The organism is Streptomyces toxytricini (assembly GCF_014649915.1).
Lineage (GTDB): Bacteria > Actinomycetota > Actinomycetes > Streptomycetales > Streptomycetaceae > Streptomyces > Streptomyces toxytricini.
Map to the genome: position 1 here is coordinate 25,094 of NZ_BMTY01000032.1, position 13,582 is coordinate 38,675.

The following is a 13,582-nucleotide window of genomic DNA, read 5'->3' on the forward strand; positions in this document are numbered from 1 at the left end:
CCGGGGCGGCTGCCGTCAGGGGGTGAGGGCCGCCGAGGGGGCCCGGCGGCGGGAGGGGATGCGGTGGGCGGGGTCGCGGACCTCGCCGACCAGCATCTCCAGGACGTCCTCCAGGGCGACCAGCCCCAGCACCCGCCCCGCGGGATCGGCGACCTGCGCCAGGTGCGTGGCGTCGCGCCGCATGACGCTCAGCGCGTCGTCCAGGGGGAGCGTCGAGGACAGGGTCGGCATCCGGCGCCAGACCCGCTGCGGCACGGCACGCTCCCGGTCCTCCAGGTCGAGGACGTCCTTGACGTGGACGTAGCCCATGAAGGCGCCGCTCTCGGAGCGGACGGGGAAGCGGGAGTACCCGGTGCGCACGGTGAGGCGTTCGATCTGCCGGGGCGTGACGCCGGGCCCGACCGTGACGAGCCTCTCGCGGGCGAGCAGGACGTCGGTCACCGGGCGGCTGCCCAGTTCGAGGGCGTCCTCCAGGCGCTCCTGCTCCCGCGGTTCCAGGAGCCCGGCCTGCCGGGAGTCCTCGACGAGCCGGCCGAGCTGGGCGCTGGTGTAGACCGCTTCGACCTCGTCCTTCGGCTCGACCTTGAACAGGCGGAGCACGACGGCGGCGCAGGCCCCGAGGGCGGTCGTGATCGGCCCGCACAGGCGGGCGAAGGCGACCAGGCCGGGGCTGAACCACAGGGCCGTCTTCTCCGGCGCGGCCATTGCGAGGTTCTTCGGGACCATCTCGCCGATGACGAGGTGCAGGAAGACCACGGCGGCGAGGGCGACGGCGTACCCGAGGGGGTGGACGAGGCCCTGCGGGATGCGGGCGGCGTGGAAGACGGGCTCCAGGAGCCGGGCGACGGTCGGCTCGGCGACCGCTCCGAGGGTGAGCGAGCAGAGGGTGATGCCGAACTGGGCGGCGGCCATCATGCGGGGCAGGTTCTCCAGGCCGTGGAGGACCTGGCGGGCCCGTTTGGACTCCGCGGCGAGCGGTTCGATCTGGCTGCGGCGGACGGAGACGAGCGCGAACTCGGCGCCGACGAAGAACCCGTTCGCGAGGACCAGGAGCAGCGCGAAGAGGAGTTGGAGGACGTTCACCGGCCCGCCGCCTCCAGCTCGGCCGCGCCCGAGGCGGCCGGGACGGCCGCGGCCGCGGGGATGCCCGGCGTGTCGGGGGCGTCGCGGCCGACGGGTCCGGGGGCGGTCCGCACCAGGCGGACGCGTTCGGCCCGGTAGCGGGCCACCTGCCGGACGGACAGCTTCCAGCCCGGCAGTTCGGCGTGGTCGCCGGGGGCGGGGATGCGGCCGAGGAGGTCGGCGACGAGTCCGGCAACGGTCTCGTACGGGCCGTCGGGCACGTCGAGGCCTATGCGGCGCAGGGTCTGCACGCGGCAGCTGCCGTCGGCCTCCCAGGCGGGCCGGCCGTCCTCGGCGGGGAGGGCGGCCAGTTCGGGGCTCTCGTCCTCGGCGAGGTCGTGCTCGTCGCGGACCTCGCCCACGAGCTCCTCCACGATGTCCTCCAGGGTGACGACGCCGGCCGTGCCGCCGTACTCGTCGACGACGACGGCCATGGGCTGCTCGCTGCGCAGCCGCTCCAGCAGCGGCTGCACCGGCAGGGAGCCGGGGACGAGCAGCGGGGCGACGCAGATCCGGCCGACGGCGGTGCGGCCGCGCTCGGCTTCGGGCACGGCGAGGGCGTCCTTGAGGTGGACGACGCCGGTGACCTCGTCGATCCGCTCGCGGTAGACGGGGAAGCGGGACAGGCCGGTGGCGCGGGTCAGGTTGAGGACGTCCGCGGCCGTGGCCGTGTACTGCAGGGCGCTGACCTTGACCCGTGGGGTCATGACGTGCTGCGCGGTGAGCTCGCCCAGGGACAGGGTCCGCACGAAGAGGTCCGCGGTGTCCTGTTCGAGGGCGCCGGCCTGCGCCGAATGGCGGACGAGGGAGACCAGCTCGCCCGGGGTGCGGGCGGAGGCGATCTCCTCGGCCGGCTCGACGCCGAAGGCCCGTACGAGGCGGTTGGCGACGGCGTTCAGCCCGGCGATGACCGGCCGGAACGCGGCGGAGAAGAGGGTCTGCGGGCCGGCGACGAAGCGGGCCACCTGGAGCGGCCGGGAGACCGCCCAGTTCTTCGGGACGAGCTCGCCGACGACCATCTGGACGGCGGAGGCGAGGAGCATGCCGATGAAGACGGCGACGCCGGGGACGGCGCCGGCGGGCAGGCCGGTGGCGGTCAAGGGGCCCGCCAGCAGGGCGGCGAGGGCCGGTTCGGCGAGCATGCCGACGACGAGTGAGGTGATGGTGATGCCGAGCTGGGTGCCGGAGAGCTGGAACGACAGCTCCCGCAGGGCGCGGACCACCGTTCGGGCACGGCGGTCGCCTTCGGCCGCGGCCTTCTCGGCCTCGGGGCGTTCGACGGTGACGAGGCCGAATTCGGCGGCCACGAAGAAGCCGTTGGCGAGGATCAGGGCGAAGGCCGCCAGGAGCAGGACGAGCGGGATGGTCATGCCGCCGCCTCCGGGGGAAGGGCGGCGCGGGTACTACAGGACGATCCGTCCATTGCTGGAGGGAGTCACTCCTCTGGTCGCAGGTGCCCGCGGGCCCCGGGGGTCCCGGTGCCGGCGGGAGGGCGCAGGGCTGTGCCCGGCACCAGGGTAGTCATTGGGATCGCCGTCGCAATGGGACGCAGCGGCCGGAGTGTGCGCGGCGCGGGCGCCTCAGTGGTGGTGGTCGCCGGTGCCGCGGGTCTCGGCGAGGGCGCGCAGGGCGCGGGCGTCGGCGATCGCCTGCTGCTTGGCGATGCCGGGCTGGATGCCGAGGGCGGGGAGGCTGGTGCCGTCGCTCAGGTCGAGGAAGACCCACGCGTCGCCGGGGCGCAGGTTCACCCTGAGGATCTCGGCCCATTCCAGGCGGCGCTTGGTGGTGAGGTTGACGACGGTGACCCCGTCCTCGTCGGCGACGACCTTGGGCCGGCTGAGCAGGACGAGGACGGAGCCGAAGAGGGCCGCGGTGAAGATGAAGCTGATCCGCTCCCCCGGCCCGAGGTTGTCCAGCATCAGCCCGATCGCGCTGATCGTCGCGAACATGGCGAGTCCGACGCTCAGCAGGACGACCCGGGTGCGGGTCGGCCGGAACGTGACCGGCAGGGCGGGGAGGTCGGGCTGGGCGGCGGACTCGGCCATGGTGCGGGAGGTGCCTTCTTCAGGGGGCGTGCGGGTCGGGCGACGGCGTACGCGCAGGGGTCACAGGCGGCAGGCGTGGATCGAGGTGGTGAGGATGGCGCGGGCGCCGAGCTCGTACAGGTCGTCCATGATCCGCTGGGCTTCCTTGGCGGGGACCATCGCGCGGACGGCGACCCAGCCCTCGTTGTGCAGCGGGGAGACCGTGGGGGACTCCAGGCCGGGGGTGAGGGCGACGGCTCGCTCCAGGTGCTCGGCGCGGCAGTCGTAGTCCATCATCACGTAGCTGCGGGCGACGAGGACGCCCTGGAGGCGCCGCAGGAACTGCTGGGCCTGCGGGTTGCCGGTCTCGGCTCCGCTGCGGCGGATGACGACGGCCTCGGAGGTCATGATCGGCTCGCCGATCACCTCCAGGCCGGCGTTGCGCAGGCTGGTGCCGGTCTCGACGACGTCGGCGATGACCTCGGCGACGCCGAGCTGGATCGCGGTCTCCACGGCGCCGTCGAGGTGGACGACGGAGGCGTCGATGCCGTGGTCGGCGAGGTGCTTGGCGACGATGCCCTCGTAGGAGGTGGCGATCGTCATCCCGTGGAAGTCCTCGGGGCCCTTCGCGGTGCCGGGGCGGGTGGCGTAGCGGAAGGTGGACCGGCCGAATCCGAGCGGCAGGATCTCCTCGGCGTTGGCGCCGGAGTCGAGGAGCAGGTCGCGGCCGGTGATGCCGATGTCGAGGCGGCCGGAGGCGACGTAGATCGCAATGTCCTTGGGGCGGAGGTAGAAGAACTCCACCTCGTTGTCGGCGTCGACGACGACGAGTTCCTTGGACTCCTTGCGCTGGCGGTAGCCGGCCTCATGGAGCATCGCCGACGCCGCTCCAGAGAGTGAGCCCTTGTTGGGGACGGCGATGCGCAGCATGGGAGCTTCCTTCTCTGCGGGACGGGGGGGGTCGGGTGGGTGGGTGCGGCGGGCGGAGGACCCGGGGACCGCGGCGGCTCTAGAGGTGCTTGTAGACGTCGTCGAGGGAGATCCCGCGCGCGACCATCATCACCTGGACGTGGTAGAGCAGCTGGGAGATCTCCTCGGCGGCGGCTTCCTTGCCCTCGTACTCGGCGGCCATCCAGACCTCGGCGGCCTCCTCGACGACCTTCTTGCCGATGGCGTGGACGCCCTTGGCGACCAGCTCGGCGGTGCGGGAGGTGCCGGGGTCGCCGTCAGCGGCCTTGGCCTGGAGCTCGGTGAAGAGCTCTTCGAAGGTTTTGTTCGCCATGATGGTCCTCAGGATAGGGGGTCCTCCGCCGCCACTCAGCGCCAGGGTTCGCTGACGGACCGCAGGGTGGCCGCGGTGGAGACGGCAGCGATGACCGCTTCGTGCCCCTTGTCCTCGTTCGATCCCTCAAGGCCGGCGCGGTCCAGCGCCTGTTCCTCGTTGTCGCAGGTCAGGACGCCGAAGCCGACGGGGACTCCGGTGTCGATCGACACCTGCACCAGGCCCTGGGTGACGCCCTGGCACACGTAGTCGAAGTGCGGGGTGCCGCCCCGGATGACCACTCCGAGGGCGACGACGGCATCGTAACCGCGACCGGCGAGTACCTTCGCCACGACCGGGAGCTCGAAGCTGCCGGGGACCCGGAGCAGGGTGGGCTCGTCGATGCCGAGCTCGTGGAGGGCGCGCAGGGCGCCGTCGACGAGGCCGTCCATGACCTTCTCGTGCCACTGCGCCGCGATGACCGCGACCCGCAGGTCGCCGCAGTTCCTCACGCTGAGTTCGGGTGCGCCCTTGCCGCTCACTGCTGTTCTCCTCGGTTGTTCGTTGTCCGTGGTTCGCTGTTTCGGGTGTCGCCGGTGGTGCGGGCGGGTCCGCCGGGCCCGGGGCCGGGTTCCGGGGCTGCCGCGGGGGTGGGTGCTACTGGTTGCCGCAGGCGGTGGGGACGGTCTCGCCGAGCCAGGGCAGGTCGTGGCCCATGCGGTCCCGCTTGGTGCGCAGGTACCGCAGGTTGTGCTCGCCGGCCTCGACGGGCATCGGCTCGCGGTCGGTGACGGCGATGCCGTGCCGGACGAGGGCCGCGGTCTTGTCGGGGTTGTTGGTGAGCAGGCGGACGCTGCGGACGCCGAGGTCGGCGAGCATCTGCGCGCCGGCGCCGTAGTCGCGGGCGTCGGCGGGCAGGCCGAGCTCCAGGTTGGCGTCGAGGGTGTCGCGGCCGCGCTCCTGGAGTTCGTAGGCGCGCAGCTTGGACAGCAGTCCGATGCCGCGGCCCTCGTGGCCGCGCAGGTAGACGACGACGCCGCGGCCCTCCTCCTTGATGCGGGCCATCGAGGCGTGCAGCTGGGGGCCGCAGTCGCAGCGCAGGGAGTGGAAGATGTCGCCGGTGAGGCACTCGGAGTGGACGCGGACGAGGACGTCGGTGCCGTCGCCGATCCCGCCGTGGACGAGGGCGACGTGCTCGACGCCGTCGACGGTGGAGCGGTAGCCGTAGGCGGTGAAGTCGCCGAAGGCGGTGGGAAGGTTGACCTCGGCCTCGCGGCGGACCGTCGGCTCGGCGGAGCGGCGGTAGGCGATCAGGTCCTCGATGGAGATGATCGTCAGGCCGTGCTTGCGGGCGAAGGGGACGAGCTCGGGCAGGCGCAGCATGACGCCGTCCTCGCCGGCGATCTCCACGATGGCGCCGACGGGGCGCAGGCCCGCGAGGCGGGCGAGGTCGACGGCGGCCTCGGTGTGGCCGTTGCGGACGAGGACGCCGCCGGGCTTGGCGCGCAGCGGGAAGATGTGGCCGGGGCGCACGAAGTCGGCGGGCTCGGAGACGCCGTCGGCCAGCATGCGCAGGGTGGTGGCGCGGTCGGAGGCGGAGATGCCGGTGGTCACACCGTGGGCGGCGCTCGCGTCGACGGAGACGGTGAAGGCGGTCTTCATCGACTCGGTGTTGTGCTGGACCATCTGGGGCAGTTCGAGCCGCTCCAGTTCGTCGGCCTCCATGGGGGCGCAGATCAGGCCGCGGCACTCGCTCATCATGAACGCGACGATCTCGGGGGTGATCTTCTCCGCGGCGACGACGAGGTCGCCCTCGTTCTCGCGGTCCTCGTCGTCGACGACGACGACCGGACGGCCGGCGGCGATGTCGCGGACGGCCTGCTCGACGGGGTCGAGCCGGAACGGCTCGTCGAGGAGGGAGTCGTAGTCGGGAACGGGCTTGAGGGCGGTCATGCCGTTGCTCCTTCCAGGGCCGGGGCGGTGGTGGTGCGCGAGCGCCGGTACCAGTCGTGCGCGCCCCAGAGGACGAGCCCGAAGTAGACGACGTAGACGAGGCCGGAGAAGACCAGCCCGCCTGTGAAGGCGAGGGGGACGCCGACGAGGTCGACGAGGAGCCAGGCGAACCAGAACTCGACGAGGCCGCGGGCCTGGGCGGCCATCGCGACGACGGTGCCGACGAAGATGTAGGCGTCGGCCCAGGGGCTCCACGACAGGTTCGGGTAGAGGGTGAACAGGCCGCCGACGGCGAGGGTTCCGAGAGCGGCCCCGCCCAGGAGGAGGCCGCGCTCGGTCCAGGTGGCGGTGCGGACGGCGATGGAGCCGTCCTGGGCCTGCCGCCGGCCGAGGTGCCAGGCGCGCCAGCCCCAGGCTGCCACGCCGATGACGAGGAGCTGCTTGCCGACGCCGCCGGCGAGGTGGGCGGAGGCGTAGGCGGCGATGAGGACGAGACCGGACAGGAGCTGGGCGGGCCAGGTCCAGATGGAGCGCCGCCAGCCGAGGGCGAGTGCGGCCAGGCCGAGGAGGTTGCCGGCCATGTCGGACCAGATGACCTTCTGCCCGAAGACGGTGAAGGCTTCGGCATTGAGCCAGGCCAGTGCGTTCACGGCGTGTCCTCCCCGGCTGCGGCGGCGGTCGCGGCGAGGGGGTCGACGCCGGCGGCGAGGAGGCGCTCGACGTACTTGGCGAGGACGTCGACCTCCAGGTTGACCGGGTCGCCGGGCTGCTTGGTGCCGAGCGTGGTCAGCGCGAGGGTGGTGGGGATGAGGCTGATGGTGAAGTGGTCGGCTGCGGCCTCGACGACGGTGAGGCTGACGCCGTCGACGGTGATGGAGCCCTTCTCGACGACGTACCGGGCGAGATTGCCCGGGAGGGAGACCTTGACGAGCTCCCAGTGCTCGGAGGGGGTGCGGGAGAGGATCTCGCCGGTGCCGTCGACGTGGCCCTGGACCAGGTGGCCGCCGAGGCGCCCGCCGAGGGCCATGGGGCGTTCGAGGTTGACGCGGGACCCGGGGCGCAGGGCGCCGAGGCTGGAGCGCTTGAGGGTTTCCTGCATGACGTCGGCCGTGAACTCGCCGTCGGCCGTCTCCACGACGGTGAGGCAGACGCCGTTGACGGCGATGGAGTCGCCGTGCTTGGCGCCGTCGGTGACGAGGGGGCCGCGCAGGCGGAAGCGGGAGGCCTCGGCGAGCTGCTCGACGGCGGTGACCTCGCCCAGTTCTTCGACGATTCCGGTGAACACTCAGTGCTCCTTGGGGGCGGTGGGGACGGCGGTGATGCGCAGGTCGGTGCCGGTGCGAACGGCCTCGGTGATGTCGAGGCGGACCGCGTCGGCGATGTTCGTGATGCCGGCGCCGGCGAGGGCGGCGGGGCCGGCGCCCAGGAGGGCGGGGGCGAGGTAGCCGATGACGCGGTCGACGGCTCCGGCTTCGAGGAAGGCTCCGGCGAGGGTGGGGCCGCCTTCGAGGAGGAGGGAGCGGACGCCGCGGTCGTACAGCGCGGTGAGGAGGTCGGGGATCGGGATCCGGCCGTCCTTCGGGGTCAGCCGGAGGAGGTCGGTGCCGGGGGGCAGGTGCCGGGTGTCGGCGTCGTCGGCGAGGACCAGGAGGGTGGGCGCGGAGCCGTCGAGGATGCGGGCGCCGGCCGGGGTGGTGGCGCGGGGGTCGAGGGCGATGCGCAGGGGCTGGGTGGCGCCGTCGATGCCGCGGACGGCGAGGTGGGGGTCGTCTGCGCGGAGGGTGCCGGCGCCGACGAGGACGGCGTCGGACTCGGCGCGGAGCCGGTGGACGTCGGCGCGGGACTCCGGGGAGGTGATCCAGCGGCTGGTGCCGTCGGCGGCGGCGCTGCGGCCGTCGAGGGTGGCCGCGTACTTCCAGGTGACGTGGGGCCGGCCGAGGCGGACGGCGGTCAGCCAGGCGGCGTTGCCGGCGGCGGCCTCGGCCTCGAGGAGTCCGCCGCGGACGTCGAGGCCGGCGCCCCGCAGGGTGGCGGCGCCGCCCCTGGCCTGCGGGTTCGGGTCGGGGACGGCGTAGACGACGCGGCTGACGCCGGCGTCGATCAGAGCCTGGGCACAGGGTCCGGTGCGGCCGGTGTGGTTGCAGGGTTCGAGGGTGACGTAGGCGGTGGCGCCGCGGGCGGCGGGTCCGGCGTCGCGGAGGGCGTGGACCTCGGCGTGGGGGCCGCCGGCCCGCTGGTGCCAGCCTTCGCCGACGACGGCGCCGGTGGCGTCGGTGAGGACGCAGCCGACGACGGGATTGGGGCTGGTGTGGCCGAGGCCGCGGGAGGCGAGCGCGATGGCGCGGCGCATGGCGCGGGTGTCCGCTTCCGCGTCGTGCGGTGCGGCGTGCGCGGCGTCGTGGGGTGCCACCGGGTCCTCCTGCCTCGTCGGGCACGGACTCCGGGGCTGTCGGGATACGACAGATCGAGCGGTACAGGCACGCGGGGACGCCGAGCCGGAGGAAAACGGTCCGCTCCGGGCGCGTCCGCAGGGGACGCGCTGGTGGACCGCCGACGGCGGCGTACCGGCGACTGCCCGCCGCGCACTGCCTCCCATCCGGACTTTAACCGTCGGTCCAGGAATCTCACCTGGTCAACCGGCCGCTGGCTGCGGACGGGTCGCGGACTATACCGCCGGTTCGGAATTGCACCGACCCCGGAGTGCGCTGCTACTGGTACTCCCGACCAGTCTGCCACGGGCGATCGGCACCCATGCGGGCGAAGTGCTGTGGCCTGGGTCACAGGGCGGGGCCGGGCGGGTGAGTCCGTCACGTCCCTTCCGTGATTGGTCCAGACCTATTGACGCCTTGGTCTAGTCCTCTTAACGTTCCCTTCATCCTCCCCGGGAGAGCCCGCCGGACGTGCGCACGCCGCGGGCCAACACGCACCACCTGTCTGCATGTTGTGTCCTGCCACCTCCCCTCCCCAGGAGGCTCAATGCTGTCCCCCACACGAACGAGGGCGATGCTCCTGGCATCCGGCGCGGCGATCGCCGGACTGCTGGCGGGCGGGCTCTCGGCGGGCGTCTCACACGCCGCCGACAACGAGAGCTGTCGGCCCGACGGGCTCTACAAGACGGCCGGGGTCGACGTCCCCTACTGCTCGGTCTACGACACCGAGGGCCGCGAGAAGATGGGCGCCGACCACCAGCGGCGCGTCATCGGCTACTTCACCGGCTGGCGCACCGGCAAGAACGGCCAGCCCGCCTACCTGGTGAACAACATCCCGTGGGACAAGGTCACCCACATCAACTACGCCTTCGCGCACGTGGGCGGCGACAACAAGATCTCCGTCGGCGCCGACACCGCGGCGAACGAGGCCACCGGGATGACCTGGCCGGGCGTCGCCGGCGCCGAGATGGACCCGGCGCTCCCCTACAAGGGCCACTTCAACCTGCTGACGAAGTTCAAGAAGCAGAACCCCGACGTCAAGACCCTGATCTCCGTCGGCGGCTGGGCGGAGACCGGCGGCTACTTCGGCCCCGACGGCAAGCGCGTGGGCTCCGGCGGCTTCTACACCATGGCCACCAACGCGGACGGCTCCGTCAACCAGGCGGGCATCGACACCTTCGCCGACTCCGCGGTCGCCTTCGTCAAGAAGTACGGGTTCAACGGCGTCGACATCGACTACGAGTACCCGACCTCGATGAAGGACGCCGGCAACCCGCTGGACTGGCAGATCGCCAACGCCCGCCGCGGCGGCCTCGTCAAGGGCTACGCCGCCCTGATGAAGACCCTGCGGCAGAAGCTCGACCAGGCCGGCGCCGCCGACGGCAGGCACTACATGCTCACCGTCGCCGCCCCGTCCTCCGGCTACCTGCTGCGCGGCATGGAGACCTTCCAGGTGCAGCAGTACCTGGACTACGTCAACATCATGTCCTACGACCTGCACGGCGCCTGGAACGAGTACGTCGGCCCGAACGCCTCGCTCTTCGACGACGGCAAGGACGGCGAGCTCGCCGCCGCCGGGGTGTACGGCTCCCAGCAGTACGGCGGCATCGGCTACCTCAACACCGACTGGGCGTACCACTACTTCCGCGGCTCCATGCCGGCCGGCCGCATCAACATCGGCCTGCCCTACTACACCCGCGGCCACAAGAACGTCCAGGGAGGCACGGACGGCCTGTGGGGCAAGGCGGCCGCGACCGGCTGCCCGGCCGGCTCGGGCCTGACCAAGTGCGGCGACGGCGCGGTCGGCATCGACAACCTGTGGCACGACAAGGACGACAACGGCAACGAGTCCCCGGCGGGCTCCAACCCCATGTGGCACGCCAAGAACCTGGAGAAGGGGATCGTCGGCGACTACGTCACCCAGTACGGCTTCCCCGCGGGCACCACGCTGACCGGCACCTACGCCCGCAAGTACGACTCGACCCTGGTCGCGCCGTGGCTGTGGAACGCCCAGAAGAAGGTCTTCCTCTCGACCGAGGACGAGCAGTCCGTCGCCGCCAAGGCCGACTACGTCGTCGACCGCGGCATCGGCGGCACGATGGTCTGGGAGATGGCCGGCGACTACGCCTGGAACGCCGCCAAGGGCCAGTACGAGATGGGCTCCACGCTCACCTCGCTGATGTACGACAAGTTCAAGTCGGCCTCCCCGTACGGGGCGAAGAAGGCGGGCGCCACCGCGCTGCCGGCCCAGGCCGTGGACGTGAAGGTGGAGTTCGGCGACTTCAAGCTCGGCGACTCCAACTACCCGCTGACCCCCAAGGTCAAGATCACCAACAACACCAAGGCGGCCCTTCCGGGCGGCACCGAGTTCCAGTTCGACTACGCGACCTCGGCCCCGAACAACGCCTCCGACCAGTCCGGCTTCGGCACGAAGGTGATCAGCAGCGGGCACACCGGCAGCAACGTGGGCGGCCTGAAGGGCGACTTCCACCGGGTCTCGCTGAAGCTGCCGGCCTGGCAGTCGCTCGCCCCGGGCGCCTCCGTCGACCTGGCGTTCAACTACTACCTGCCGGTGTCCACCCCCTCCAACTGGACGGTGAACATCGCCGGGACCGTGTACGCCCTCGCCGGGGACCTGGCGCGCGGCACGGCCGTGGTCGAGCCGGGCGGCGGTTCGCAGCCGCCCACCAGCCAGCCGCCGACCAGCCAGCCGCCCACGAGCCAGCCCCCGACCAGCCCGCCCCCGGGCGGCACCTGCACCAACCCGGCGTACAGGGCCGGCGACGTGTACACCGCGGGCACGGTGGTCTCCCACAAGGGCCGCAACTGGAAGGCCCAGTGGTGGACGCAGAACGAGGAGCCGGGCACGACCGGCCAGTGGGGCGTTTGGAAGGACCTCGGCGCCTGCTGACGCACCGCCCCCGCACCTGACCGCGGGCGGCACGGTGGGGACCCGGTGGCCCGGCGGCCACCGGGTCCCCGCACGTCCGGGGCACGGCCGCGCCCCGTACGCTGCTGCGGTGACCACCTCTGCGGCAGACCGCTCGGCCGACTTCGAGCAGCACCGCCCCCGGATGTTCGGCATCGCCTACCGCATGCTCGGCTCCGCGGCGGAGGCCGAGGACACCGTCCAGGACGCGTGGCTGCGCTGGAGCGCGGCCGATCGCGGCGACGTCGTGCACCCGGGCGCCTGGCTCGCCAAGGCCGTCACCCACCTGTGCCTCAACCGGCTCACCTCCGCGCGGTCCCGCCGTGAGGCGTACGTCGGCCCCTGGCTCCCGGAGCCGGTCCTCACCGGGGACGGGGCGCTGGGCCCGCTGGAGTCGGCCGAGCAGCGCGACAGCGTCTCGACGGCCCTGCTGCTGCTCCTGGAACAGCTCACCCCGGTGGAGCGGGCCGTGTACGTGCTGCGGGAGGCCTTCGCGTACGGGCACCGGGAGATCGCCGGGCTGCTGGACGTGTCCGAGGCCAACAGCCGGCAGCTCCACCGGCGGGCCTCGGCCCGCGTCGCCGCCGGGCGGGCCGCCGCGGACGGCGGCGGGGACGGCCCGGCCGCCGGCCGGAGCCGGCGCTTCCGACCGGACCCCGCGCAATGGCGGGTGCTGGTCGAGGGCTTCCTCGCGGCGGCACGCGACGGCGACCTCGCCCGACTGGAGGCGATGCTCGCGGCGGACGTCCGCTGCGTCTCCGACGGCGGCGGCGTGGTCAGCGCGGCCCGGCGGGCGGTCGAGGGCCGGGACAAGGTGGCCCGCTTCCTCGTCGGCGCCGTGCGCAAGTACGGGGCCGGCCTGCCGGTCGCGGTCGCCTCGGTCAACGGGGAGCCCGCGCTGCTCGCCGGCGGAGCGGCGGTCGTCCTGCAGGTCGAGTTCGCGGACGGCCTGGTGACCGAGGTGCGGACGGTCCTCAACCCGGAGAAGCTGGAATTCCTCGCGCAGCAGCTGTCACGTTCCCCGGGGCTGTCCAATCCGGGCTGGTGAACCCACTCCCCCGGCGAAGGGACGCGCACACCATGGGCACCATTCTGGTCACGGGCGGAACCGGGACCCTCGGCAGGCGCGTCACCGCCCGGCTGCGGGCCACCGGCCACGAGGTCCGGGTCCTCAGCCGCCACTCGGAGCAGTACCCGGTCGACCTGCGGGACGGCTCGGGTCTGGACGCGGCGATGGCGGGGGCGCAGGTGGTCGTGCACTGCGCCACCTCCCCGCGCGGCGGGGACGACAAGGCCGCCGGGCAGCTGATCGCGGCGGCCCGGCGGGCCGGGACCGTGACGAACCTCGTCTACGTCTCGATCGTCGGCGTGGACGCGGTGCCGCTCGGCTACTACCGCACCAAGCACGCCGTGGAGCGGATGCTGCTGGAATCCGGGCTGGGCGTGACGATCCTGCGGACGACGCAGTTCCACGACCTGGTGGCGACGCTGGCCCGGACGATGGCCGGGCTGCCGGTGGTGCTCGTGCCCAAGGGGGTGCGGGTGCAGCCGGTGGCGGTGGAGGAAGTCGCCGACCGGCTGGCGGAGCTGGCGGTGCCCGTCCCCGCGCCGGGCGGGCGCGTCCCGGACATGGGCGGGCCCGAGGTGCGGTCGCTGGCCGACTGGGTGAGGGCGTACCTGGCGGCCGGGGGACGCCGGCGGCGCGTGGTGGAGGTGCCGCTCGCGGGGACCGCGTACCGCGGTTTCGTACGCGGCGGCAACCTCGCGCCGGAGCACGCGGTGGGCCGGGTGCGGTTCTCCGAGTTCCTGGCGGCGGGCGGCGGGCGCGCCTAGGCCGACTCCTTCGGACCCTGCCGGTCAGGCC

The 13,582-nt window shown here is 73.0% G+C and carries 13 protein-coding genes and 1 riboswitch; of the genes, 3 read left to right on the forward strand and 10 right to left on the reverse strand.

What is annotated here, in order from left to right; all coding sequences use genetic code 11:
• Positions 1-15: 15 nt before the first annotated feature.
• From IE170_RS30340 to ribD, 10 genes are all read right to left on the reverse strand, one after another.
• The gene (locus IE170_RS30340; protein ID WP_189812683.1) at positions 16-1,083 is read right to left on the reverse strand and encodes a hemolysin family protein; all 1,068 of its coding nucleotides are present in this window, start codon (positions 1,081-1,083) and stop codon (positions 16-18) included.
• Positions 1,080-2,492, reverse strand: coding sequence for a hemolysin family protein (locus IE170_RS30345; protein WP_189812684.1), 1,413 nt, complete (start codon positions 2,490-2,492; stop codon positions 1,080-1,082). The genes IE170_RS30340 and IE170_RS30345 overlap by 4 nt, the downstream gene beginning before the upstream one ends.
• Positions 2,493-2,702: 210 nt before the next feature.
• Positions 2,703-3,167 (reverse strand): PH domain-containing protein, encoded by a 465-nt coding sequence (locus tag IE170_RS30350; protein ID WP_189812685.1) that lies wholly within the window; start codon positions 3,165-3,167, stop codon positions 2,703-2,705.
• Between the two features lie 60 nt (positions 3,168-3,227).
• Positions 3,228-4,076 carry an ATP phosphoribosyltransferase gene (gene hisG / locus IE170_RS30355; protein WP_189812686.1) on the reverse strand — a complete coding sequence of 283 codons (849 nt, stop codon included), beginning with the start codon at positions 4,074-4,076 and terminating at the stop codon, positions 3,228-3,230.
• Positions 4,077-4,155: 79 nt separating this feature from the next.
• Positions 4,156-4,428, reverse strand: coding sequence for a phosphoribosyl-ATP diphosphatase (locus tag IE170_RS30360; protein ID WP_189812687.1), 273 nt, complete (start codon positions 4,426-4,428; stop codon positions 4,156-4,158).
• 35 nt (positions 4,429-4,463) lie between these two features.
• The gene (gene ribH, locus IE170_RS30365; RefSeq protein WP_114056708.1) at positions 4,464-4,949 is read right to left on the reverse strand and encodes a 6,7-dimethyl-8-ribityllumazine synthase; all 486 of its coding nucleotides are present in this window, start codon (positions 4,947-4,949) and stop codon (positions 4,464-4,466) included.
• A 115-nt stretch (positions 4,950-5,064) separates the two neighbouring features.
• Positions 5,065-6,360: a bifunctional 3,4-dihydroxy-2-butanone-4-phosphate synthase/GTP cyclohydrolase II gene (locus IE170_RS30370; protein ID WP_189812688.1), complete on the reverse strand. Its 1,296-nt coding sequence runs from the start codon at positions 6,358-6,360 to the stop codon at positions 5,065-5,067.
• Positions 6,357-7,010, reverse strand: coding sequence for a nicotinamide mononucleotide transporter family protein (locus IE170_RS30375; protein WP_189812689.1), 654 nt, complete (start codon positions 7,008-7,010; stop codon positions 6,357-6,359). Before IE170_RS30375 ends, IE170_RS30370 begins: the two co-directional genes overlap by 4 nt.
• Positions 7,007-7,645: a riboflavin synthase gene (locus IE170_RS30380; protein WP_189812690.1), complete on the reverse strand. Its 639-nt coding sequence runs from the start codon at positions 7,643-7,645 to the stop codon at positions 7,007-7,009. Before IE170_RS30380 ends, IE170_RS30375 begins: the two co-directional genes overlap by 4 nt.
• Positions 7,646-8,710 carry a bifunctional diaminohydroxyphosphoribosylaminopyrimidine deaminase/5-amino-6-(5-phosphoribosylamino)uracil reductase RibD gene (gene ribD, locus IE170_RS30385; RefSeq protein WP_189812714.1) on the reverse strand — a complete coding sequence of 355 codons (1,065 nt, stop codon included), beginning with the start codon at positions 8,708-8,710 and terminating at the stop codon, positions 7,646-7,648.
• 228 nt (positions 8,711-8,938) lie between these two features.
• Positions 8,939-9,068: riboswitch (FMN riboswitch) on the reverse strand.
• 268 nt (positions 9,069-9,336) lie between these two features.
• On the opposite strand from ribD, the gene IE170_RS30390 reads away from it, so the two are divergent.
• The 3 genes from IE170_RS30390 (at position 9,337) to IE170_RS30400 (ending at position 13,551) form a co-directional block, all read left to right on the forward strand.
• A complete protein-coding gene (locus IE170_RS30390) occupies positions 9,337-11,700 on the forward strand; it encodes a chitinase C-terminal domain-containing protein (protein WP_189812691.1) in 2,364 nt (787 codons plus the stop codon).
• A gap of 109 nt (positions 11,701-11,809) precedes the next feature.
• Entirely contained in the window at positions 11,810-12,766 is a 957-nt protein-coding gene (sigJ, locus tag IE170_RS30395) for an RNA polymerase sigma factor SigJ (protein ID WP_189812692.1), read from the forward strand.
• A gap of 32 nt (positions 12,767-12,798) precedes the next feature.
• Positions 12,799-13,551, forward strand: coding sequence for an SDR family oxidoreductase (locus IE170_RS30400; RefSeq protein ID WP_189812693.1), 753 nt, complete (start codon positions 12,799-12,801; stop codon positions 13,549-13,551).
• Positions 13,552-13,582: the final 31 nt, after the last annotated feature.

Coding starts and splice junctions, on each gene's coding strand:
- IE170_RS30345 (WP_189812684.1), bottom strand. CDS start 2,492: ATGACCATCCCGCTCGTCCTGCTCCTGGCGGCCTTCGCCCTGATCCTC.
- IE170_RS30350 (WP_189812685.1), bottom strand. CDS start 3,167: ATGGCCGAGTCCGCCGCCCAGCCCGACCTCCCCGCCCTGCCGGTCACG.
- hisG (WP_189812686.1), bottom strand. CDS start 4,076: ATGCTGCGCATCGCCGTCCCCAACAAGGGCTCACTCTCTGGAGCGGCG.
- IE170_RS30360 (WP_189812687.1), bottom strand. CDS start 4,428: ATGGCGAACAAAACCTTCGAAGAGCTCTTCACCGAGCTCCAGGCCAAG.
- IE170_RS30370 (WP_189812688.1), bottom strand. CDS start 6,360: ATGACCGCCCTCAAGCCCGTTCCCGACTACGACTCCCTCCTCGACGAG.
- ribD (WP_189812714.1), bottom strand. CDS start 8,710: ATGCGCCGCGCCATCGCGCTCGCCTCCCGCGGCCTCGGCCACACCAGC.
- IE170_RS30390 (WP_189812691.1), top strand. CDS start 9,337: ATGCTGTCCCCCACACGAACGAGGGCGATGCTCCTGGCATCCGGCGCG.
- IE170_RS30400 (WP_189812693.1), top strand. CDS start 12,799: ATGGGCACCATTCTGGTCACGGGCGGAACCGGGACCCTCGGCAGGCGC.